The sequence below is a fragment of the uncultured Paraglaciecola sp. genome, from assembly GCF_963977085.1.
GTDB lineage: Bacteria > Pseudomonadota > Gammaproteobacteria > Enterobacterales > Alteromonadaceae > Paraglaciecola.
This window is the reverse complement of sequence record NZ_CAXBNC010000002.1, coordinates 139,502-161,909: the sequence shown is the minus strand read 5'-3', so window position 1 is coordinate 161,909 and position 22,408 is coordinate 139,502. Positions and strand designations below refer to the sequence as shown.

Here is a 22,408-nt window from a genome sequence, read left to right as displayed (position 1 = left end):
CAGTTAATTGAATTCTCAAGGTTACAATACATCTAAAACTACAGACTAATAAGCTTTGAGCCACGGCCATAAAAAAGCGCACTGGATAACTAGGACTGTTTAATTTAACGATCTATAGTGTCCTTAAACAGAGGCATTTTTAGAAGGGGTAAACTGTATTGCCTTATTCCAGTGCGCTAAAACTTTTAATCAGTCATCCTAACTAAATGGGCTCGATAATTTAGACAACATTGCACACAAAAAGGTCACATCTAAAACTAATATTTATATTGATATAAAAGTGAGGTCTAAAACAAGATTAGTTTTTTAACGCTAATGACTGGATTAAACTGACATGGATGCTCGGTCTGAAGCCTTTAGTAATAATTATTCTTGTGTTGTGACCTAATTCATATTTGCGTAGTCTATAGAACGGCACAAAATTTGAATGTGATCAATTCATGTTTTTATTATTTTGCGGTAGACATCTACTAAAACCTGCAAACAGGAAGGTTCGATATGGCAATACGATGGGGTAGTTACAAAGTTGCAAACTTGTATGATGAACTGCTTGAAAAGGCCGGTAAGCCGCGGGAGCACGCGAGTCATTTATGCGAATATCTTCGAGCGCTGTCTGATAAAGACATTAACGAATTAAAAGCGGCATCCGATTCAGCCATTCATACTATGGGTGTTACCTTTAGGGTATATCATCAAGAAGAGGGTTCCATAGATAGAGCTTGGCCTTTCGACATTGTGCCAAGGCTTATCGACGCAAATGAATGGTCGGGTATAGAAAAAGGCTTAAAACAACGCATCAAAGCCTTGAATATGTTTATTGACGACCTTTATAACGATCAAAATATTATCAAAGACGGCGTGTTTCCTGCCAGCATGCTAAAAAAATCAAAGAATTTTCTAGAAGAATGTCGTGGATTTAGCCCTGCCAATGGTGTGTGGGCGAACATTTGTGGCTCAGATTTAGTGCGAGACAATCAGGGTAAGGTGTATGTACTAGAAGATAACTTAAGGGTCCCTTCAGGTGTTTCTTACATGCTCGAAAATCGTCAGGTAATGAAACGGGTTTTTCCTGAAATGTTTCAAAAATACAACATCTTACCTGTTGATGATTACCCTTCACATCTTTATGACATGCTTGCAGAAATGTCACCTCGCAAAATTGAAGAGCCTGAAATAGTGGTATTGACCCCCGGTATTTACAATTCGGCATACTTTGAACATGCCTACCTTGCCCAACAAATGGGGGCAGAGTTAGTTGAAGGGTCAGATTTGGTGGTCGAAGATGATGATTGTGTGTATATGCGCACCATTAATGGCCTAGCACGAGTTGATGTCATTTATAGACGTATAGACGATTGGTTTATTGATCCTGAGGTGTTTGCCGAAGATTCGTTGTTGGGTGTACCAGGGCTAATCCGAGCTTGGAAAGCTGGAAATGTAGGTTTGGCCAATGCGCCAGGTTCGGGGGTCGCTGATGACAAGGTGGTTTACGCTTACGTACCAAAAATCATAGAGTACTACCTTAAAGAAGAAGCCATACTGGCAAACGTGCCTACCTACAAATGTAACGAGAAATCTGAGCGAGAATACGTACTCGAAAACATTGCAAATATGGTCGTAAAACCAGCCAATGAATCCGGTGGATATGGCATGTTAATTGGGCCACATGCAAGCGAGGCTGAACACGAAAAATTTAGGAAACTCATCAAAGCAGATCCCCGCAACTATGTAGCGCAACCTATGTTGACGCTGTCAACAGCGCCTACTATGGTGAACACACGTGTAGAGCCACGACATTTAGATTTAAGACCTTTCATTTTGTCTGGTAAAGATATCAAAGTCACTATGGGCGGACTCACACGGGTGGCATTAGAAAAAGGCTCTATGGTGGTGAATTCATCACAAGGTGGTGGCAGCAAAGACACCTGGATTGTAGACATGGAGGAGCAATAATTATGTTATCAAGAGTCGCAAATAATCTTTATTGGTTAGCTAGGTATCTTGAACGTGTAGAGAACACAGCTAGATTAATCAATGTTAATTCTCACTTGTTATTGGATTTGCCTTCTAAAGTAAAACTAGGGTGGGAGCCTATTATTGATATTTTGTCTTTTAGGGATAAGTTTTATGAAACCTATAAAGTTGTAGATGAAAAAAGTGTCATTAATTTTATGGTGGTGGATATCAATAACCCAGGTGCCATTCTCACATCTCTAAAATCTGCAAGAGAAAATGCTCGAACCATAAAAGAAATTATCCCTAGAGAAGCATGGGAACAAATAAATGCGCTCTATTTGTTTGTAAATGAAAACCAAAAAGACGCGTTTACACGGCGCTCACGCTACGCCTATTTGAATAAAATAATTTTAGCTAACCAAACCATCACAGGATTATTAGCTGGCACCATGTCTCACGACGAAGCATATGCCTTTGTGCGCCTCGGCAGAAACCTTGAGAGAGCAGATATGTCTACTCGTATCATCGATGTGAGATCTGCCACTTTACTGTCTGAAATTGAGAGTGAGCTACCCGCTTTTAGCAATATTCAATGGATGGGTGTGCTTAAATCGATGACCGCTTACCAAATGTATCGTCGGGAAGTGAGAGTGCGTATTAATCGTGAAGACGTCTTAGCATTTTTATTAACTAATCCGCGCTTTCCTCGTTCACTTGTTCATGCCATTGAACAAATTGAACGTGCGGTCACTGAATTGCCTAACAGTAAAGATACAGTGGAGAAAACCAGTCGCGTTAAGAGTTATATACTCAATGCAAAACCGGCCACCTTAAAACAAGAAAAATTGCATGAGTTTATCGATGATATACAGCTAGGACTTATTGATATAGATAAGCAAATCGAAGAGAGTTATTTTTAAACTATTACCTAATAGGTGTGACTAGCAAGTGACACCCATTAGGTCTGTATTTAAGTTAGATGATCTAAGATTGTATGGTGCACAAATCTTAATTTCTTCAAAGCAGAAAGTGAAATAACAAAAGGGTAGGCGTCATCCATTCCCATACTACGATTGAGTGCATTGAGTACTTGGGTAAGGGCACACCAGTCATCAAATAATTGTGTAAAACTCTTCTCAACGGCCAATACCGAGTGCTCGTCACCAGCCAAATAGGGACTCTTAGTATTTTTGTGAGATATACTCAAATCAAAGTCGTTTGCGGTTTCGAGGGTATCGACCATATGTAAATAATGCGCCCAAGTTTCAGCCCAATCTTCCCATGGATGCATGGAGGCGTAAGCACTAATCCACACCTCTTGCCAAATTTGCGCTGGGCCATTGGCATAATAATTTGCCATGGCAGTTTGGTAATCAAGACGCTCATCTCCAAATATTTCTCTGAACTCCACTAACCTATCAGAATTACGAATTAGTCGATCCCAATAGTAGTGGCCTGATTCATGTCTAAAATGTCCAATTAGGGTCCGATATTTTTCATTCATCTTTTCGCGCATATCGATACGCGAAGAGTCTTTGGCTTCATTAATATTTAGTGTGATAAGCCCGTTACTATGACCTGTAGTGACATAATTTTTAATGAATAATTCATTGCCGTAACTGTCTTCAGTTTGATTTTGCAAAAAGTCAAACCCTAGGCCGTTTTCAGGATCTTGTTTTTTATTGGTAATGGGAAGATTGAGATTCATTGCCGAATACAAGAATCGCCGTTTTGCTTGTTCTAACAAAAACCACAATTTTATATTTTCAGGCTCATCTAAATTTGGCGTGGTTTCCGTTAATCGGCATGAAACACACAACTCATTAGGATCATTTTGTTCCACCATCCAATTACAAACATCGTAAACAGTATAGTTTTTACAAGCTCGATAAAGTTTACCGTTATTTGATGCTAACAAGTCGCCATTAGCAGTATTGGTTAATGCGCTGAGTTGCCGCTCATCTGGGAGAAATCCTACTTTTAATCCACACTTTACGCAGTGCGTATTCGCAAAATGAAGGCTGTTACCGCATTGACAGCTAAATGTTCTCAAACAAAATCCTCTTCCAAACAATAACGAACATAAATCAGCACAATACAAATAACACTACAATCAACATTTGCAACATGCCTTGTTTCCAATTTGTACAGGTACATAATGGGCAAGCATAATAGCTAAGATTCTTACTAATAACACCTGTATTTTTAAGGTGTTTTAGCGATGTGAATTTATCCTTTTGTTGGCATCTCTTTTATATACAAGTCGTGTTTGGAATAGGGGATTTCAATGTTGTTTTCTTTAAATTGTTTGTATATTTGAGAATTCAAAATATCGATAAGGCGGCCTTTCAATTCAGGCTTGTCAATCCAAACCAACAATTCAAAATCCAGTGCGGAACCGCTAAATCTTCGAAACCTAACCCTTGGTTCAGGGTCAACACACACCATTTCTTGCGTCGTTGCGATTCCCATTAATATCGTTCGGACCAAGTCTATATCTGTATTGTAGGACACGCCAATTGGAATACGACAGCGGGATCTTTCATTAGGGCCACCTGATTCATTTATTATCTTGGAATTTCCCATAACTGAATTAGGAATGGTAATCTCAATGTGATCTCGGGTAAACATTCGTGTGCTTCGTATCCCAATATGGGTGATCTCACCACGCTCACCAGAATCTAATACAACATAGTCACCGACTTTATAGGGGGCATCGGCCATAATAAACACACCAGAAAATAAGTTAGCTAAGGTATCCTTTGCCGCAAAACCAACCGCTATACCAATAATTCCAGCTGAGGCCAGCCAAGCCGTCATGTCTACATTCCAAATCGAAAATATTAAATAAACGGCAAAAACAATAATAAAAATATTAAGAATATTCTGAAACAGCGGCAACGTTTTAGTATTAAAAGTAGTAAAACGGGTAGGGTGCAGCACCAAACTATTCAACAGTTCTTTGTTTGCTTTTAGCAAAAATGCGGTCCAGATCAACATGCCAATGGACTTTAATATCGAAGACATAATGAAAAGAGAAAGGGGTTTAGGCATTAATATTAATAACGCGCTTGATAAACCTATCAACAAAACACTGTAATAAATTGGCGCATGCAACAAGTCCAAAAAACCACTTCCAAGCTTAATGTGTGAACGGGTCATTAACCTTTTTAATCCCAAAATAATGATGTATTTGAAGACTGAAGCGATGACAAAAGACACAAGTATTACAATTGACGCTTGCATAATAGGGCTGTCGCCAAACAACTCTAGGAGTGATGTGATATAGGTCTGAAATTGCTCTAACATAAACGTTTTCTGTTGCTAGGAATAATAATGATTGTATCAGGGAATCCCGTTATTCCTATTAGACATTAGATCTTTGTTCTCAAAATAGACTTTGAAACAGGGACAATGAAGCCAACCCAAAGCATTATTGAGGTCGTTAATGGCCAGCTACAATCATTGACATGAATTGGTTTATGTCATGTTTTTCCGCAAATGGACGTGAAAATGCCATAAAAGACGGAGGTGAAACTTCATGCATTGGCAATAAAATAAACCGATTTTCAAGCCTAAGTTGTTTAATGGCACTTAATGCGATATCACCATCACTTGCGACTAAATCAACTTTCCCTTGTAACATCATAAATAAGGCTTGTTCGAGTTTGTTGGTTTCATATATTGATAATTTTCCTTGTTTAACTAACTTATCAAAGTCTTGATCAAGCAACATCGAACGTGTTTTACCAATTATTTTTTGTGCGTTGATAGTGTGTAAGTTAGTAAAAGTAAAATTATCTTCTACTCGCTTGATTAAGACACTTTGACTAAAAGTAAAAAAGGGAAGAGTGGGATACGCCATATATTCTGAGCGCTCTTTTGACCATAATGCGGGCAAGATCGCGTCCATCTTACCTTTTTTTACTTCATTGACGGCACGGGCCCAAGGCATCACAAAAATATGTATTTTGATTTTTGTGTTTTTCTGAAATTCGTTAAGTTTATCAATAAACAAACCTTCAATTTGTTTGTTTTGACTAACGGTAACATAGGGGGGGATTTCAGCAGTAGCAAGAGTGAACTCTTTTGGTAGCTCTTTTGCTTGTTGTGAAAAACCGATTAAAAGAAAAATGTAGAGTAATTTGTGCATTTTGTTTCATTAATTAATGCTTTGCTCCTAAGTGCCGTAAACTAGTCACTTGAAAAACTAAACATGAGTTGTTTAAAACAGATAAGGTCTGTCAGTATCAATTTACCAAACTAAATAGCAGATTTAGCAGTGGATTTTATATGCATTGAATCTAAAAAACAAAACTATCGGAGAATGTGTTTTTTGGATCCAGAAGTAGATTTTTATACCTCTGAATGACTTAAAACCTTACCCTTTGATACTTTAAATCAAAATTATCAAATCTTATAAAGCTAAGTACTTTCAAAGCACCTACTATTAGACAAGATTAAACTGACAGGAGTAGAGAATGATTTGGCCTACTTTAGCCGTTGTAATTGGATTACCTATTCTTATTTGGAGTGCGGAACGTTTTATCCATGGCGCCGCTTTTACCGCTAATTATTATGGTATTTCCCCCTTATTTGTTGGCATGTTTATTATAGGATTTGGTACCTCTGCTCCTGAAATCATAGTCTCAATTTTTGCGGCACTCCAAGGGAGTGGGGGACTTGCCTTAGGAAATGCATTTGGTTCGAACATTACTAATATTACACTAGTAGTGGGCGTTACGGCTTTGCTCAGCCCCATAATGGTAAAGTCTGATATTGTGCGAAAAGAGTTGCCAATTTTACTTGGGGTGACCTTTTTTGTGGTGTGGCAATTATTGGATCTCGAACTTTCACATGACGATGCCTTCGCATTGCTGGGTATATTTGTATTATTAATTTCATGGAGTAGCTGGCAAGCCCTTAAACTTCCAAAAGATCAGCTCGGTGAAGAGGTAGCAAATGAACTTACAAGCAGTCATTCTGAACTCAAACCCCATTTAATTTGGTTAGTAGTTGGGCTAGTGATATTGATAGTGAGTTCCAAAATTTTGGTTTGGGGTGCAGTAGAAGTCGCGCAATATTTTAATGTCAGTGATGTCATTATTGGACTAACAATAGTGGGAATTGGCACATCACTTCCAGAATTAATGTCTTCAATAATTGCGGTTAGGAAAAACGAACATGAGTTGGCCATTGGCAATGTTGTTGGCTCTAATCTTTTTAATAGCCTAGCGGTTATAGGAATTGCAGGTATCATTCAACCAGTTCAGCTTGATGCAACGTTTTTGTATAGAGATGCACTAATAATGTTAGCTGTAACCATTGCATTATTAATATTCTGTTTAGGCATCAAAGGGCCGGGCAAAATTAGTAGATTTGAAGGCTTAGCTTTAGTTTTATGCTTCTTGGGCTACAACTTATATTTGGTTTCCAGCCAATTTTAGCTAGAAACAAAGGCTGTTTAGAATATCCTCAGTTATGAAGTCTATTTCATATCCATTTGTGTTTTTTAAACAGCGCCAACATTCCACTTATTAACAAGACTATGACGCACCACACGGCTATGTAGCCGTACTTCCATTGTAATTCTGGCATATTCAAGGTGCTGAGCTGAGGGTCAAAATTCATTCCATATACTCCCACTATAAAAGTTGGGGGAATAAATAATGTGGCAATAATGGTTAATACTTTCATCACATCATTCAACTTTAAACTCACACTAGTCATATACAGTTCCATTAGGCCAGACGTCATCTCATGATAGGTTTCCAATAATTCCATAATAGAGATCACATGATCATGACAATCCCGAAAATGCAGCTTAGTTTCAGGTGTAATTTGGTTGTTTTCTTCATCTCGTAATATTTCGTTTATTACCTCACGTTGCGGCCACAAACGTCTTCTGAGTAACAATAATTCTCTGCGTAATTTGTGAACTTGGTTTAATACATTTTTGTCTGCTGTGTTTAGCAGTTCATCTTCGATTTCTTGAATACGCTCAGAATAAGATTCTAGTAAAGGAAAGCCGTAATCAATGACCGTATCTATTAGGTTGTAAAAGAGATAATCCGCTTTGCGGCGTCGTAATTTGCCTACAACACCTTGTAATCGAATCACAATTTCTTGAAAAGGATTAAATTCACCAGAACAAAAGGACACAACGGTATTTTGTGTCAAAAATATACTGACTTGCTCAATATGAACTTGATTATTGTTAAGTACAGGTAAGCTTAAGATAACAAACAATTGTTCATCATTTATTTCGACCTTAGGTCTTTGCCCCGAATTCACCACGTCTTCAACATACAAATCATGAATATCAAGACCTTTAGCGAGAGTCAGTAAGGCATCATGGGTAGGATCACCTTGAACATGGATCCACGTCACATTCCCATTGTTAATAAATGCTCGGCAATCATGTACATCAATCTGGTTTTTTACACTAATGGAAGTGGCGTCGTAATCCAGTAAATCAAGTGAAAATATATCACTGACAGGCTCTGCTAGTTCACCAGGACGAGTGCCTGGCTGATGATAGCGTTTATGAAAAAGTTTCATTCAATTAATACCCATAAAAAGATGTCATTTAAAACATAGAAGCCAAGTAAAAGATAACGTTTTAAGGAAGACGTTAACAGAGAATTTTAAAGTAACAAATAAATAGAAAAGTAGACACTTATCGAAGTATTGAATCCAGTGGAGCTCTTAGATTGGTTAAATACAATTGTTAAATAAAAATCCATTTGGTTTGATTATAAGGGCGTTGGCCGTTGATTAGGTTTTTGTAGCAGCTGTAAATAACTAACCATCTGAGTTCCTATAATGTATATTATGTTAAATTAGATATATTGTGAGGAATGCATTAGTCCACAGCAATTACAGAAATATCATGCGCCCCACGCGTTAAAGTGTGTCTGCATCGAAAATGCAGAAAAAGCAGCATGTCATCTGTATTCACTACCACTGTGTCTAAAACGGTCAGTAGTTTTATTTGCTTACCATTTTTGAGTGTCACAGTAATACTTGGTGCGTTGATGCCAGGAAGTGAAAACTTTAACTTTGGCCAAGGGGAAGCATTATAAACCTGTACTGGCTCGTTACCCTGAAGATAACCTTTTGCCATCAATTTTTGTGGAGACGCGTTGTAAAATAGTGGATTAAAATCAAGGGCTAATTTAGGTGAACGGTGATCTTCCCATTTCTTATCATATGTTCCGGCTAGTAGTCGCCTAGGTAACCAATTTGGTGATGTAAAACCAAAACCAATAGGTGTAGGACAATCCGTATAGTGGGTAATGAGATGATTAGGATCTTCAATATTGGGTAACGGCGCATTTTCAATACAATTACGACTATTCTTATGGTATCCCTTTCCCACAGGATTTTTTTGTTCAAATGGGTGTCCGTGTTTTGTTTCCACACTAGTATCGACACCACCAAATGCATTTTCGTAAATAAGTGGCACCTTAGTCACTACTTCAGGCTCTGACATAGTCATGCCTAACTTAGTTTTATGCCAAAACCTATCTCCAAAAATTCGCGCAAGTTGCAGGCAGTCCCCTACCCTGAAACCACAATCGAATTGTGTCATATTTGGAGTTGGCGCTCTTGCAGTGCCAATTAGTACGGTATCTGTATTTGGCTTAAACGGCACACATTCGGGTTCATATTTATAGCTACTTTTTTCTGGCTCACCGTACTTTTCACCCGCAAGTACGGGGGCTATCTGTTCTTTCATTGGAATAACCGGACCCATTGAGTCGGGTTGAATTCTAAAAGCCGCCTTGACTAATCCTACAAATAGAGGCTGCATTTCTTCGTCCTGAAGAAATAGTGGCTCAAAATGAAAAGCTGTGGTGTTTTTAACTTTGGGATGACCCATTATTATTCCTATTGGTTTGCCTGAGCAATGTGCTTTTACTGCTTATTCCCAGAGAAATACCATTCTCCTTCATCATATTTCTCTTCAACTGTTTGGGCCCATTGGTTAAGCACTATCATGGATTTTTGCTGAGCTTGAATACAATCTTGGGTAGAGAAAAACTGACTGGCTTTGTAACGTATGATTAATTCTTGGTATGACAATTCTCGAATAAGGTTATCTGCATTCAAGGTGCTAACAAGTGACACTGGAGAGATCAATAATCCAAGCCTATAACGTTTACCACTCACATAGTGCCCATGATTTAGCTCCCACCATTTTAGCCATCCCTCTACAGAAGACGTTAATTTCTCAACCTCTTCACCAAAAGGACGGCCATCGGTTCTTTGAGGCATCACTCCTTTTTCGAAGGCTTCAATTTCATCTTCAAACAAATCTTCTTTATCCCAAGAATCTTCTTGGAAAACGTTTTCTAGTAAGGTTGCGCCTGTGATTATAAATAGCGCTTTGGCGGCAAACTCTGCATTCTCCTCATCCTTAAGAAGTTTTATGAGTTCTGGAATAAACTCTGCCAAACCGCCTATTGCGAGACAAAGAATTCGCGTTTCATTCCAGCTTACTTGGTCATTGGCTATCAAATCTTCAAAAAAAGTGTGTGAAGCGCCAGTGGCTATGCTCAATAAGGGTAATTCATGATGGGCGATACTAGGCATTATCTGATCAACTAGAAGTTTTCGTCCTAGACGAAACGCTGAAAATACCGCTGCGTTTTTCTCTTCTGCGCAGCCGTTGATCATAAAGTGTTGTAAAAACTCATTGCTGTGCAACTCAGAGAAATTCGCCGTAGCTTGAATAAATGGGACGCGATCTATCTGCTCATCAGAAAAAGTGCCATCAACTAATCTATTAAAGGCAATGTTGCTAGGAACTTGACTAAACTTTATCAGCACAGGTAAAAATAATGACAGCAGTATGAGTTGTTGATTGGCAACCTTTTGAAGACATGAATCTATCCATGGCAACGGCATTCGATGAAGTAGCGCTAACTGAATAGCTTGGGTTACTTCGGGGTCGTCTAAATCAAATTCATTTATGGCATCTAAACATTTGTCAGCTTGATCCAGCTGACAATATAGACTTAACAAAGTGTAGATTGCACCAACATCGCCTTCCAAGGCCATTTCTTGGGCCTTTGATAATGCCCGTTGACCTCCAATTATTAATCCATCTAGGTGGGCTTCCAGTTTAAGTTCTTCAGAATAATAGGAGAACCATGGCAATTCCTGATCAACGTAAAACGCTAATCGTTGTTCATAAAGAAATGATGCCTCTTCAACATGCTCTTCATACACTTCATCAATAAATTGTCGGTAACTGCTTGCCATAGTAATTCCTTTTTAATTGATCAGTATCCAATTGACTGAAGCAACAATGATGAATATTACGGCAATCTTAAGCCAAGTTTTACGTGCTAATTGTTTTTCAGGCTTGTTTTTAGTCACAACGACCAAAATCAATAATATTGTGGAGATAGCATACAATACTAAAATGGCATTCACTGTTATTCTCCGGGAAATGGCGCTGTCATAGCAACCAAGCTATTTGCTGGGCAAAACTGATAATGTGTGGTGATCTTTATTCCGTGGATTTTGGCAAGATTAATCAGAGCAATACCTTCAATAAAGACCTTTCGATGAGCCAGCACTTCTGGTGTATCCAACTGTCCTCGTTTTATATTTTTTTCTATTAACTCTTCTTGTTCAACGATCAGTGCTTCAAACGCGTCTTCAAAATTATTGGCATCTTTTTGCAAAATCCCTCGTATAACATCTGTTCTAACACTTTCACCAGTTAACTCATCGTGCCTAGCAATTAAGGATTCTATCTGTATTGCATTAAGGTGTTGTGCGACCAAATGGTATAGTAATTGTGCATAACAATAGTCTTCTTCGTACTCCATTGTATTTTGAAAATCTGTAGGTGTAAGTTGCACTAGGTCTCTGGCGAGGTGAAAATCCTGTGCTGCTACAGCACTGATAAAACCGTGAATTCGCCCAGAACATTGATGATAAACTTGGGTTTTGTCTGCCGCTAATAGTTCCGATAAAAAACGCTTTCTAATTAAAGCGGCTCTAATCAAATTATGAATAAAAATGTCACTATTTCCTCGCACCAATAAAACCATAATAGCCAAGGCTTGAGTTTGATCGATTAATTTATTAACTAAATCCCCTTTCTCATGTTGTGGCATTTCAGGGTTATCAAGGCCCTGCTTAAAAAATGCAATTTCATAGGAAAGTGCTTCACCTACTTGTTCAAAATCCATGTTTTTACCTGAGTGTTATTGCGCAATGATTAACAACTATAAGCGGAGATTTCTTTCCAAGAGATCCCAGTAAACCCATTATCATCAATCTCTTTAGCAAGCGCCTTACTGATGCAAGTGACATCGTATAAACCTTTCACCTTAAAAATTTGAATATCTGAAGGTACACTTTCATCCATTAAGGTTAAATCATCTACCGAATCATACATTTCGTCATTTAAATCATCTACTTCCAAGTCTGTTTCATCTTTATCTATGGCATCAATCACTTCTGTTGAGTGTAATAGAAAATATTGGGCTATCACTCTTCCTTTATGATCCAACATATCCACTGGTATAAATTCGAGATTAGGTATGTTTTTTTCATCAAGAAACGCTTTGAGCTTTGGCGATATAGGAATAACACTTTGAGTATTACCGAAACTGTCTAACATAAGCAGATCATTGGGGTAATCAGGATCAGCGCTAAACTGAAGATTATTTGGCATATCCTCAGCAAGAGAAACACCCATTAAAAGACGCAGCATTTTTTCCATATTCAACAGTTTTTTGGGTACATATGCATTAGGAACATCTTTAAAACGCCAGATAGTAAATCTGTCATTCATCATACTCTATCTCCTTGATTGTTATTTTTGACTAACTAGGCATCCACATTGAGCGGGCAAGATCTTCTATCTTTTTGGCCATAGAACCACTGACTTTTCCTAATGGGAAAGTCATCTTAGGGGGCTCGTCTGCCATAGAAAAGTTCTGATACCATTTACTACTATTTGAATCTTCATCCACCCCTTTCATGCCCCCTTTCCAAGCTTCGTGGGTACTATTGTACACTCTAGATGTAGCCCGTTTTTTTAAGGTTTTTTTCATCTTTTTAGAAAGGCTCTCTAGTTTTCCTTTTATACTGTCTATCTTATCGGTGTCATGGGCTTCTTGAGCGGCTTCAATATTCAAAGCAATTCTTTCAAGCTTTTGAATGACTTCCTGATTGTAACCTGTGTCCGCACTTCTCCCAGTATGACTGTAGTTGTGTTGCGGAAGATCTTTAAAAGGCGGTGCTGTATCTCCAGCATCTGAAAGTTGGCTAGACAATTGTCTTTTAGCCTCGGCCGAAAGCTTTGATAGTGCTTTGTTTCCCACTGAGCTTTCATTTTTAGACACTATTTCAGCTAAAACTTCTTCTGATACCTCAGAAAAACAATCTGTATACCACATAATAGTATGTCCCCACATTGGCATGGCAATCATGTTGTCTTTGGTATTAATGCACCATTTAGTGCCAGAAATAACACTAGGACTAGTATTCGCTTTTTCATCCCATGCCTGTATAACTTCAGAAATACAGGCAACTGGCAATGCATGATGCGCTTCAAAAGAACGTTGATTTTTGCGCAAACTTTCAATTAGCCTTGTAGATGCATTTCTAACAGAAAACTTTTGTGGATAACTGCCCCAATCAGAAGCCTCACCTTTACAAACTTTCACATAATCATTGCCGCAGCTGCACCCGCCTGCGGCTGCCACTGAACAGAAATTATTAGTGGTACTGCCTCTTCTGTGTTTATTAGACATGATTTTGCCCTACATTTTCTAAAGTAACCGTCATTCCACTTCTCAAAAAATTATCTGCTGAGGCCATGACACAAGCATAACTATTAGGTGCGTAACCTCTTCTAAATGCCTCACAAATTAAAACCATGGCGATGGCACCATAGGCAGCTTCTGTATAACCAAAAGAAATCACTGGATACCAAGTATCCCTTACCTGGATATTTGGTTTATGTTTCTTTAAAAAATGTAACGCACCACCCCATTCCGCAGCCCTAGTATCTTCACCGTTATGATCAGAAATAATCCAGGCTTGATAGACAGTGTCTTCATCGATTACAGGCAATACTCGATCTAAAATAGTAGCTAACACTTTACCGTCTGATATTTGCGCTTTTAATTGACTTGTTGGACTGCTTTCATTAATACACTGCTGTATAAAACCTTGGGACTTTAATCCGAGTTTGTTCGCCACCTTAGTGGTGCAAACTGTAAATGCAGCACCAGCTTCTCCAGGCTGCACTCCCACTGGGTTATCCGCATGCTTTAGTCGATTGCAGCTATGTAACCACTTAAGTTCTTTAATGGAAACTAATGAATCTACCCCTACAATTATAGATAACACCCCTTGCTCAGCCTTTGAACTATTTTCATTTTCGTCCGCTATGCTCGCAGTAACCGCATTAATGCATTCTGATACACCTGTGCTGCCGGAAAAAAACACATTTTTAAGATTCGGGGCGACTGGCCATGGCAAGGCGTTAAGACATGGGTTAATAGTGGCACTATATAAGCTTTCATCGGGTTCTTCCGAATCCAGTAATGCCTCTAATTCAGACTCCTGAGCACTGGGCTCATCTGTTTGTAAAGCTAGACCTTGGTTGGTTCTGTGAGGATGAGGTAAGGAAACATAGATGTCTAAAGGAATATTAACGTTGTCACGATTGAGTTGTTCACATAGATCACTAAGGGTCTTCTTCAAAATAACAGCTAATCTTGCCTGATCTTGAAACGCCGCAGTAATAAAAGGTAGTGGATGAATGATTGCGGACTCTACTTCATCCATCGCAGGTTTACTTATTGGGTAATTATCAGCTTCTTGGCTTCTTACAAGCCCTGCCCTAGCACTGGCTGCACTGGTTTGATAATCTAATCCCAGCGAAGTGTTTAACGCTGTATGCAAGATAGCTAAAGCCTTCATAATCTATACTCAAAACCCTATTAAATGTTTTATAACGGCTTATTACAGATATCACATTCTTCTTTAATAATAGCCACACCAATGATTGGAGGCTGTAATACTGGAAACGGGGGAGTATTTTTATCATTGTGCAGCATTAAATCAAAGGCTCTGGCAACGTTTTTCCCTTCAAACTTCACATCAAATGAAAAATTAATGAACTCTGCTTTGCCTTTTGTTTTACTGGATACAATGCCACCGCCAGCAGTGCCCGCTTCGTCACCAGTACTAGTTTTAAAGTTTGAATCTTTTACACAAACAGGATTACCATCACATTTTACTTTTTTAGTGCCTTTGGCAGTATCAGAAGACATGGCAATGTTAGGATAAGGAATAGGAATAGGGCCTGCCGGTGATGGGGTTTTGCAAACATCAGGAAAAGCAATAGTGATCCCGTTACTACCTTTATGCACCACAGACATAAAATTGACGCCAACACTAACGCTCATTAGCTGATCCTCTTTGTATACATTTATTCGTCATCCTTTTGAGCCTTAATTAAGCAATTCCAACACTAGTTCACTTGAACGTTGGCACCTTTTATTTTGTTTGCACCCGAAGAACGAGTCGTGATATTTGTGCCTTTAATTGTCACTTTGCCGTTCCTGGCTAATGAAAGAGAGCTTTTACCGCATTTTAATACCACTTCATTTTGTGCTTGTAGATTGATCTTTTTTCCATCTATATGGAGTGAAGATGTTAATACATCCCCTAACAAGCCCGATGATGATTGATGTTCAGGACGTAATGTATCTGCAATGAATCCCATAATAATAGGTATCTCGCTTCCCATAAACAGTATTACATTATTTCCTGATAGCAATAGCGGATCATCCTTAATAGTAACAATTGCTTGAGCAACAACGGGGTGGATATGACTAGGGGAAGTGATCAAAGGTCTTTGTTGTTCATCCAGCCCAATGAATTGACCGACTATAAGATCATTATCAGGTACAACGGCCAATGAGTGTAATGCAGACAATTTAATTCTCCTTAATCTTGCTACCTTTAATGGTAACGTCACCACTTCCATTCACGGTTATTTTTTTACCTTTAAGGGTGATATCACCGTTCTTTTTCATAGTTATCATTGCCTTTCCAGCTTTAAAAGATATTTCATCATCAGCGATAAGTTGAATTTTTTTAGCATTGATAGTTAATTCTTTTTCAACGTTGATAGCACTTTTGCCTTTTATCGCTTCATTGTTATCTTTTCCTACCGACAATGACCGATTCGTACCAATAGTATCAGTGAGATCTTTCGAAACGTTAAGAGTACGATTTTTTCCAACACTTTCAGATTTATCACCGCCTGTTGACTCTGACTTATTGCCACCTACAGATTCTGTTTTCTGGGCCCCCACGGTTTCAGCATAAAAGCCTCCCACCGTTAATTCCATTGACACACCCACTGTTTCAGCCACGTTTACCAAAACCGTTTCAGTTAAGCTCCCCCCCACTGTAACTTGCATATTAGCGCCAATAGTTTCCGAGTGACTAGCGCCTACATTAGTGGTTTTATTATTTCCTATTGTTTCGCTAAGGCAATTTTCAATCATACTGTTGTAATCTTTTTCTGCATGAATGTAGAGTTCTTCATTACCTTTTTCATCTTCAAAGCGTAACTCATTAAAATTGCTTGCGTTACCGCCTTTGGTGCTTCGGGTTTTTATGCCACTTTGAGTTGCGTTGGCTGGCAGGTCGTATGGAGGCATAGTTGAACCATTATATACACTACCAACAATAATAGGTCTGTCTGGGTCTCCTCCTAAAAAATCCACTAGTACTTCTTGTCCAATACGGGGAATTTGAATTTGCCCCCAGTTTTTGCCAGCCCAGTTTTGAGCAACACGTATCCAGCAAGAACTTTGTTCATCACTGTTTCCATATCTATCCCAATGAAAATGCACTTTTACTCGGCCATATTTATCTGTCCAAATTTCTTCACCAGCTTTACCTACAACCATAGCCGTTTGTGGTCCAATCATTTTAGGTTTAATTGCACTGAGTTGTGGGCGATAAGCTACAGTAGAGGGAATTGCAGTAAACTCACTGGCAAATATTTCAGAACTGTCTTGATTTGAATTTGTTATGTAATCGTCAGATAGCAAATTACAACGGTATTGTGTAATAAGATATTGGCTATTTTGATCGTCCCTATGGTGATCTTTTAAAGTGAAATTACTACCGGTAAATAAGTGTCTGACATTACTTTTGGCAATTTTAGTTTCGTAAGCCACATTTTCTTTTTCCATTAGCAAACGCACATATTCAGTGCCCTTGCCTCTGTCCTTATATTTGCCTGGGTAATTGTATTTTTCTAATGATGAGAGTAATCCTGTTTTTGGATCTGTGGAGACAAACTCTAAGTCCTTTGAGGGTGTTTCAAAATCAAAGTCCGATAATCGAATACCACCTGTTACTAATTGCCTATAGTTTTCCCACATACTTATACATTCAATTTCAATGACATTATTCACTTCTTTGTGTTGATAAAAAGTGACATCTCCACTGTCTGGCAAGACTGTATTGTCATCAGCCATAATAAAAGTATGTTTGCCATCTGTATGTTCAAAATAGTAATAAATGCCCTCTTGCTCCATTAATCGAGTAACAAAATTAAAGTTACTTTCATTAAATTGAACAACATATTCTTGAGGTTGATAGGTCCCGGTTAATTTGATTTCATAATCTGAAAATCCTAACTCGTCAAAAATAACTGATATGATATCTGGGTAGCTTTTTTCTTGGAATATACGACAATTTTCGCTTAGATTCAGAAACCAAAACCAAGGTCGGATGGTGGCGCCATAGCGACTATATCTGTCATTATTAGGTAATTGATGAAACTCTGTTACAAATCCATTAAAGAAACGCACATTATCTGCCGTATTTAAACGAACAGTCACATTTTGTCCCATAATATCGTCCAGTGAAATATTGTCATTTTCACTGACCAACTCGACCTTTATTGAAAAAGGTTTCGCGAGATCTTCTACAATCTCTGCTTTATAAAGGGCTAATTCGTTTTCGCCCAATGGAGTAGAGATAGCAATTAAACGATTTTCTTGTGCAAGCATCCTTTCATTTCCCATTGCCCTGTTAAAATTCAAAATACATATGAAGAAAAATCATAAATAGGTTCAATAATGATTCTGCTTTGTATTCGTTGCAGTAACTGGTTATTACAATATAGAGTAAACTATAACGTTATCAACGATTTTCACATAGCTAAATTTAATTGCGATTTTTAATAAAGCGCTAAAAATGTAGCTAAGTTTTCACACCTATTCTTAATCGAATAAGCCTTATTTCAATAACTACCACTACAATAAAAATCAGCGAATCTATCTAAGACATACTATCCCCATAGCTGCAGTAGCTTTTCACCCTGTATGTCATTACTATTAGAGAATAGTTCTACAGTAAATTGAATCATCAACCTTGACGAAAGGTTACAGCAACCACTTACATATCGCATATCGGATAATAATTCACGTTGTGAAATATTTTAACATATCAGTAAGTCGTTTTTATTAAAGGTACGTACGTGTATGGCAGGTTTAGAATACATTTCACTGAACATCTTCGCTGATGATAAACAACCTAGCTAAGGCAATTAGTAAACCTATGTTTGATGACAAATCTCGTTCTGAAAAAGTAGAAACGATTAAAAATTTGATCCGCGCCAATAATTATAAAAATGCGACTAAAATTTATGAACAATGTATGCATGTGGGCATAAGTGTTAATCTCACTTCTTTGACGCGTTTCACTGAAAAGCTTGAGTTACTAGACAGAACAGACCGTTCCAAGCGTATAAAGCAGTTGAACCAAGAAAAAAGTCAATTATCTAATAAGCTCACATACGACCAGGTTAAAAAAAGAGAAACTGAAATCACTTTCGAGTTAGGAAAGCTTAAAATCCAAGAAAATAGACTCATGATTGAACTCAATCAATTATCCAAATTGTTAGACACCAAACAATTTAACTAAATCCAATTGATATACCTCTCTAAGCTGGCGTTTAACGGTTCACCTAGCTTTCCTAAAAAAAATTGTTACCATATTCATACTTTAAAATAGTCAAAGAGTTCGTATGGAATTCGCTTTTATTCTCATAGCATTCATTTGTGGCCTAGGCCTTAAGTTAGTTGGAATGCCACCATTAATAGGTTATTTGATAGCGGGTTTCGCGTTGAATTATCTGGGTTTCCAGTCAACAGATTCATTACAAACAATTGCTAATTTAGGTATAACCTTGATGTTATTTAGCATTGGCTTAAAACTCAATGTGCGGGATTTATATAAAAAGGAAGTATGGTTAGGCAGTATTTTACATACTGTGATTTGGGTGACCCTGATTAATCTACTTTTATTGGCTGTAACTTGGTTAGGGTTAAGTGCTTTTGCTGATTTAGACTGGACAACTCAAGCCCTACTCGCTTTCTCATTAAGTTTCAGCAGCACAGTGTGTATCGTTAAAATACTTGAAGAAAGTGGTGAAATCAAAACTCGCCATGGAAAATTAGCAATTGGCGTGTTGATAATGCAAGACATTATCGCGGTGTTGTTTTTAGTAATAGCCACTGGAAAAGTTCCTTCAGTTTGGGCATTGCTGCTATTGTTACTGTTTTTTGCCAAACCCATATGGAAGGCCATTTTGGAGCGTGTTGGCCACGGTGAATTATTAATATTGTCTGGCTTTATCTTCGCTTTTGGTGGTTATGAACTCTTTTCATTTGTAGGCATTAAAGGTGATCTCGGTGCTTTGATTGTTGGAATGATTATCGCAACACATGTTAAATCCACGGAAATGTCTAAAGCTCTTATGAACTTTAAAGACATTTTTCTTGTTGGTTTTTTTCTAACCATAGGTTTTAGTGCGCTGCCTACCCTTGATTTAACACTTACCGCTTTGTTGCTTTGTTTATTTATACCTATTAAGTTTTTATTGTTCTTTGGCTTATTTACACTTTTAAAATTAAGGGCACGTACCAGTTACTTAGCTAGCTTGGTATTGTCTAATTACAGTGAATTTGGCTTAATTGTTGTGGCTTTATTGGTCAGTGTAGGTTGGCTAAGCGCTCAGTGGCTAGTGGTACTGGCGTTAGCCGTTTCGTTTTCTTTTATAGTAACTGGGTTGGTTTATAAAACGTCACACTATCAATACACCAAATTTAAAGACCGACTTAAATCCTTTGAAAGTACTAATCGACTACCTGAGGATGTATACGTACAACCTGTAGGAGCAAAAATAGTTGTAATTGGACTAGGGCGAGTTGGCAAAGGTGCCTATATTTCCCTAAATAACATGGTGGGTAAAGAGGTATGGGGCATGGATGCGGATCCGACTCGTGTAAGGTCTTTACAAAAATTTGGCTACCAAGCCATGGTGGGAGATGGTGAAGATGCAGATTTATGGGAAAATATGGATTTAAGTCAAATACAACTCATTTTAATGGCATTACCTTCAATCGAAGATATCTGTAACATCACTGAACAATTACAATATGCTAACTATTCAGGAAAAATTGCATCTATAGCCCGATATGAGGACCAAATTCAACCTTTACTCGAAGCGGGTTCAGATAAGGTATTTAACTTTTTTACAGAAGCCGGCACGGGGTTCGCTGAGGAAAGTCTGCGACTGTTGCCAGAGCATTCAAAGGCTTAATAGAGATCAAAACGATAATAGTTATCATTGTCTATCGCTTTGTTTTATAAGATGTTTTTATAGGTTTTTGTGGTTTTGTGAGGCACATGCGACTATACTTCGGCTAATTAGTTTTAACATGGAACGCATACAATGAAGGGTGACAAACAAGTACTAGCCGTACTTAACGAAATTCTTACTTTTGAACTTACATCAATTAATCAGTATTTTTTACATGCTCGTATGTTCAAAAACTGGGGATTTGAAAAATTGAATAATACTGCTTATAAAAAATCCATCAAAGATATGAAACAAGCAGATCAATTAATTGAACGTATTCTATTTTTAGAAGGTTTACCTAACTTGCAAATGTTAGGTAAGTTAATGATTGGTGAGGAAACCAGTGAAATGCTAGAGTGTGATATGGCGTTTCAGACATCTCAAATTCCATTGTTAAAAAATGCCATTACATTATGTGAAGAGTTACAAGATTTTGTTTCTCGTGATTTACTTGAGTCCATTTTGAATTATGAAGAAGATCATATTGATTGGATAGAAACCCAGCAATATCAGATTACACATTTAGGTCTAGAAAACTATTTACAAAGCCAAGTAGAGGAGGATTAACATGCAAGGTAAAAAAGTCGTCATTGACCAACTAAACGCCCTACTCGCTTATGAATTAGCTGCAATGGATCAATATTTCATTCATTCTCAAATGTATCAAGACTGGGGTTTGAATAAACTCTATGAACGTATCTCACATGAATTTGATGATGAAAAAGGCCATGCAACAAAATTGATCGAACGTATGCTGTTTTTAGAAGGCACCCCAAATATGGTCGACAGAGACGGTCTGATGATAGGTACTGACGTACCTTCCATGCTTGAAAGTGATTTGCGTGTGGAATATGCCGTTGCTCAAGCATTGAAAGATACCATTAGTATTTGTGAGTCTGAGCAAGATTATGTCACTAGGGATATGTTGTTAGTATTATTAGATGACACTGAAATGGACCATGCCTATTGGCTTGAACAACAATTAGGTTTAATCAAACGTTTAGGTTTGTCTAATTATTTACAATCACAAATGTAAAATATCCTTAAAAAGCTGAATGCTTCCCGCTCATTCAGCTTTTTTTGTTTCTATCTGTAGAAAAATTAAAAAACCAAGACTGCTTGTTACCAGTCTCATCAATTGTTTGAATAATAAACTGCCATTTCATCAATGGCTCACTGCAGGCACCTAAAAATATTCGTGCGTTGTAGACTTTTTGATCATCATCTAAGGAAATGTTGTCAGTTAATACTGCACTTTTCCCCATATACATATTGATACCTTGCACCCACATTTTCTCTATGTTGGATTTATTTGGCACTGCGATAGTGAGCAATAATTCTTCTTCAACCTCAATCTGTTGTAAAAATCGAACAGATATTTGTTGGTTATTTTCAAAAACAGTACATTCTTGCGTTAGATCAATATTGCATTGTTTTGTGCTTCCTACAGTTGTTGAATCTGTATAATTCAAAAAAATGCCAATAAATGCCGCAAAAACGAGCAAAGGAAGTAATATTTTAGTAAAAAAAGTAGGATTCAAAATGGCACAAGCGTTAAACTAAACTACTGTTCAGTGTGATAAAAAAAAAGATAACTAGCAAGTGTGTTTTTGTCTTTCTTTTTCGTGGTTATAACCTTAAAATAATTAAGGTTTTAGGTCATATTTTTTTTAATATCAGTTGCTTAGCTATCAACATTAAATAACCAATGTGAGTTATGTATTGTTTGTAACAAGC

22 protein-coding genes are annotated in these 22,408 nt (G+C 37.7%); 7 read left to right on the top strand and 15 right to left on the bottom strand.

What is annotated here, in order from left to right:
• Window positions 1-498: 498 nt before the first annotated feature.
• Both AAC000_RS03235 and AAC000_RS03230 read left to right on the top strand, forming a co-directional pair.
• The gene (locus AAC000_RS03235; protein ID WP_339720054.1) at window positions 499-1,953 is read left to right on the top strand and encodes a circularly permuted type 2 ATP-grasp protein; all 1,455 of its coding nucleotides are present in this window, start codon (window positions 499-501) and stop codon (window positions 1,951-1,953) included.
• A gap of 2 nt (window positions 1,954-1,955) precedes the next feature.
• Window positions 1,956-2,876 carry an alpha-E domain-containing protein gene (locus tag AAC000_RS03230; protein ID WP_339720052.1) on the top strand — a complete coding sequence of 307 codons (921 nt, stop codon included), beginning with the start codon at window positions 1,956-1,958 and terminating at the stop codon, window positions 2,874-2,876.
• A 50-nt stretch (window positions 2,877-2,926) separates the two neighbouring features.
• Here the strand turns inward: AAC000_RS03230 and AAC000_RS03225 are convergent, their stop codons facing one another.
• The 3 genes from AAC000_RS03225 to AAC000_RS03215 all read right to left on the bottom strand — a co-directional run bounded on the left by AAC000_RS03225 (window position 2,927) and on the right by AAC000_RS03215 (window position 6,109).
• Window positions 2,927-4,009, bottom strand: a complete 1,083-nt coding sequence (locus AAC000_RS03225) for a putative zinc-binding metallopeptidase (RefSeq protein ID WP_339720050.1) — start codon at window positions 4,007-4,009, stop codon at window positions 2,927-2,929.
• Window positions 4,010-4,185: 176 nt separating this feature from the next.
• Window positions 4,186-5,265 (bottom strand): mechanosensitive ion channel family protein, encoded by a 1,080-nt coding sequence (locus AAC000_RS03220; RefSeq protein WP_339720048.1) that lies wholly within the window; start codon window positions 5,263-5,265, stop codon window positions 4,186-4,188.
• Window positions 5,266-5,401: 136 nt separating this feature from the next.
• Window positions 5,402-6,109, bottom strand: a complete 708-nt coding sequence (locus AAC000_RS03215; RefSeq protein WP_339720047.1) for a transporter substrate-binding domain-containing protein — start codon at window positions 6,107-6,109, stop codon at window positions 5,402-5,404.
• A 328-nt stretch (window positions 6,110-6,437) separates the two neighbouring features.
• Here AAC000_RS03215 and AAC000_RS03210 point away from each other — a divergent pair, with 328 nt between their 5' ends.
• Window positions 6,438-7,403 carry a calcium/sodium antiporter gene (locus AAC000_RS03210; RefSeq protein ID WP_339720046.1) on the top strand — a complete coding sequence of 322 codons (966 nt, stop codon included), beginning with the start codon at window positions 6,438-6,440 and terminating at the stop codon, window positions 7,401-7,403.
• A 46-nt stretch (window positions 7,404-7,449) separates the two neighbouring features.
• On the opposite strand, the gene corA is transcribed toward AAC000_RS03210, so the two are convergent.
• From corA to tssI, 11 genes are all read right to left on the bottom strand, one after another.
• On the bottom strand, window positions 7,450-8,517 hold the full coding sequence (gene corA / locus AAC000_RS03205) for a magnesium/cobalt transporter CorA (protein WP_339720044.1): 1,068 nt from the start codon (window positions 8,515-8,517) through the stop codon (window positions 7,450-7,452).
• A 304-nt stretch (window positions 8,518-8,821) separates the two neighbouring features.
• Window positions 8,822-9,841: a DUF2169 domain-containing protein gene (locus AAC000_RS03200; RefSeq protein ID WP_339720042.1), complete on the bottom strand. Its 1,020-nt coding sequence runs from the start codon at window positions 9,839-9,841 to the stop codon at window positions 8,822-8,824.
• A gap of 35 nt (window positions 9,842-9,876) precedes the next feature.
• A complete protein-coding gene (locus AAC000_RS03195; RefSeq protein WP_339720040.1) occupies window positions 9,877-11,226 on the bottom strand; it encodes a hypothetical protein in 1,350 nt (449 codons plus the stop codon).
• A gap of 12 nt (window positions 11,227-11,238) precedes the next feature.
• The gene (locus tag AAC000_RS03190; protein ID WP_339720038.1) at window positions 11,239-11,400 is read right to left on the bottom strand and encodes a hypothetical protein; all 162 of its coding nucleotides are present in this window, start codon (window positions 11,398-11,400) and stop codon (window positions 11,239-11,241) included.
• A 2-nt stretch (window positions 11,401-11,402) separates the two neighbouring features.
• Window positions 11,403-12,167 carry an Imm49 family immunity protein gene (locus AAC000_RS03185; protein ID WP_339720037.1) on the bottom strand — a complete coding sequence of 255 codons (765 nt, stop codon included), beginning with the start codon at window positions 12,165-12,167 and terminating at the stop codon, window positions 11,403-11,405.
• Window positions 12,168-12,196: 29 nt separating this feature from the next.
• Window positions 12,197-12,778, bottom strand: coding sequence for a DUF1629 domain-containing protein (locus AAC000_RS03180; RefSeq protein ID WP_339720036.1), 582 nt, complete (start codon window positions 12,776-12,778; stop codon window positions 12,197-12,199).
• A 28-nt stretch (window positions 12,779-12,806) separates the two neighbouring features.
• The gene (locus AAC000_RS03175; protein ID WP_339720035.1) at window positions 12,807-13,739 is read right to left on the bottom strand and encodes a hypothetical protein; all 933 of its coding nucleotides are present in this window, start codon (window positions 13,737-13,739) and stop codon (window positions 12,807-12,809) included.
• Window positions 13,732-14,916: a hypothetical protein gene (locus tag AAC000_RS03170; protein ID WP_339720033.1), complete on the bottom strand. Its 1,185-nt coding sequence runs from the start codon at window positions 14,914-14,916 to the stop codon at window positions 13,732-13,734. The genes AAC000_RS03175 and AAC000_RS03170 overlap by 8 nt, the downstream gene beginning before the upstream one ends.
• A 29-nt stretch (window positions 14,917-14,945) precedes the next feature.
• Window positions 14,946-15,404, bottom strand: coding sequence for a DUF4150 domain-containing protein (locus tag AAC000_RS03165; protein WP_339720032.1), 459 nt, complete (start codon window positions 15,402-15,404; stop codon window positions 14,946-14,948).
• 65 nt (window positions 15,405-15,469) lie between these two features.
• Entirely contained in the window at window positions 15,470-15,937 is a 468-nt protein-coding gene (locus AAC000_RS03160; protein WP_339720031.1) for a DUF6484 domain-containing protein, read from the bottom strand.
• A gap of 1 nt (window position 15,938) precedes the next feature.
• Window positions 15,939-18,035: a type VI secretion system tip protein TssI/VgrG gene (gene tssI, locus AAC000_RS03155; protein WP_339720030.1), complete on the bottom strand. Its 2,097-nt coding sequence runs from the start codon at window positions 18,033-18,035 to the stop codon at window positions 15,939-15,941.
• A gap of 550 nt (window positions 18,036-18,585) precedes the next feature.
• Between tssI and AAC000_RS03150 the strand changes: the two genes are divergently transcribed.
• From AAC000_RS03150 to bfr (AAC000_RS03135), 4 genes are all read left to right on the top strand, one after another.
• The gene (locus AAC000_RS03150) at window positions 18,586-18,951 is read left to right on the top strand and encodes a hypothetical protein (protein WP_339720029.1); all 366 of its coding nucleotides are present in this window, start codon (window positions 18,586-18,588) and stop codon (window positions 18,949-18,951) included.
• Between the two features lie 103 nt (window positions 18,952-19,054).
• On the top strand, window positions 19,055-20,632 hold the full coding sequence (locus AAC000_RS03145) for a cation:proton antiporter family protein (protein WP_339720027.1): 1,578 nt from the start codon (window positions 19,055-19,057) through the stop codon (window positions 20,630-20,632).
• Window positions 20,633-20,764: 132 nt separating this feature from the next.
• Window positions 20,765-21,238, top strand: a complete 474-nt coding sequence (gene bfr, locus AAC000_RS03140) for a bacterioferritin (protein ID WP_339720026.1) — start codon at window positions 20,765-20,767, stop codon at window positions 21,236-21,238.
• A gap of 1 nt (window position 21,239) precedes the next feature.
• Complete coding sequence (gene bfr / locus AAC000_RS03135) at window positions 21,240-21,707, top strand: bacterioferritin (RefSeq protein WP_339720025.1); 468 nt, start codon at window positions 21,240-21,242, stop codon at window positions 21,705-21,707.
• A gap of 34 nt (window positions 21,708-21,741) precedes the next feature.
• Here the strand turns inward: bfr (AAC000_RS03135) and AAC000_RS03130 are convergent, their stop codons facing one another.
• A complete protein-coding gene (locus tag AAC000_RS03130) occupies window positions 21,742-22,143 on the bottom strand; it encodes a hypothetical protein (protein WP_339720024.1) in 402 nt (133 codons plus the stop codon).
• Window positions 22,144-22,408: the final 265 nt, after the last annotated feature.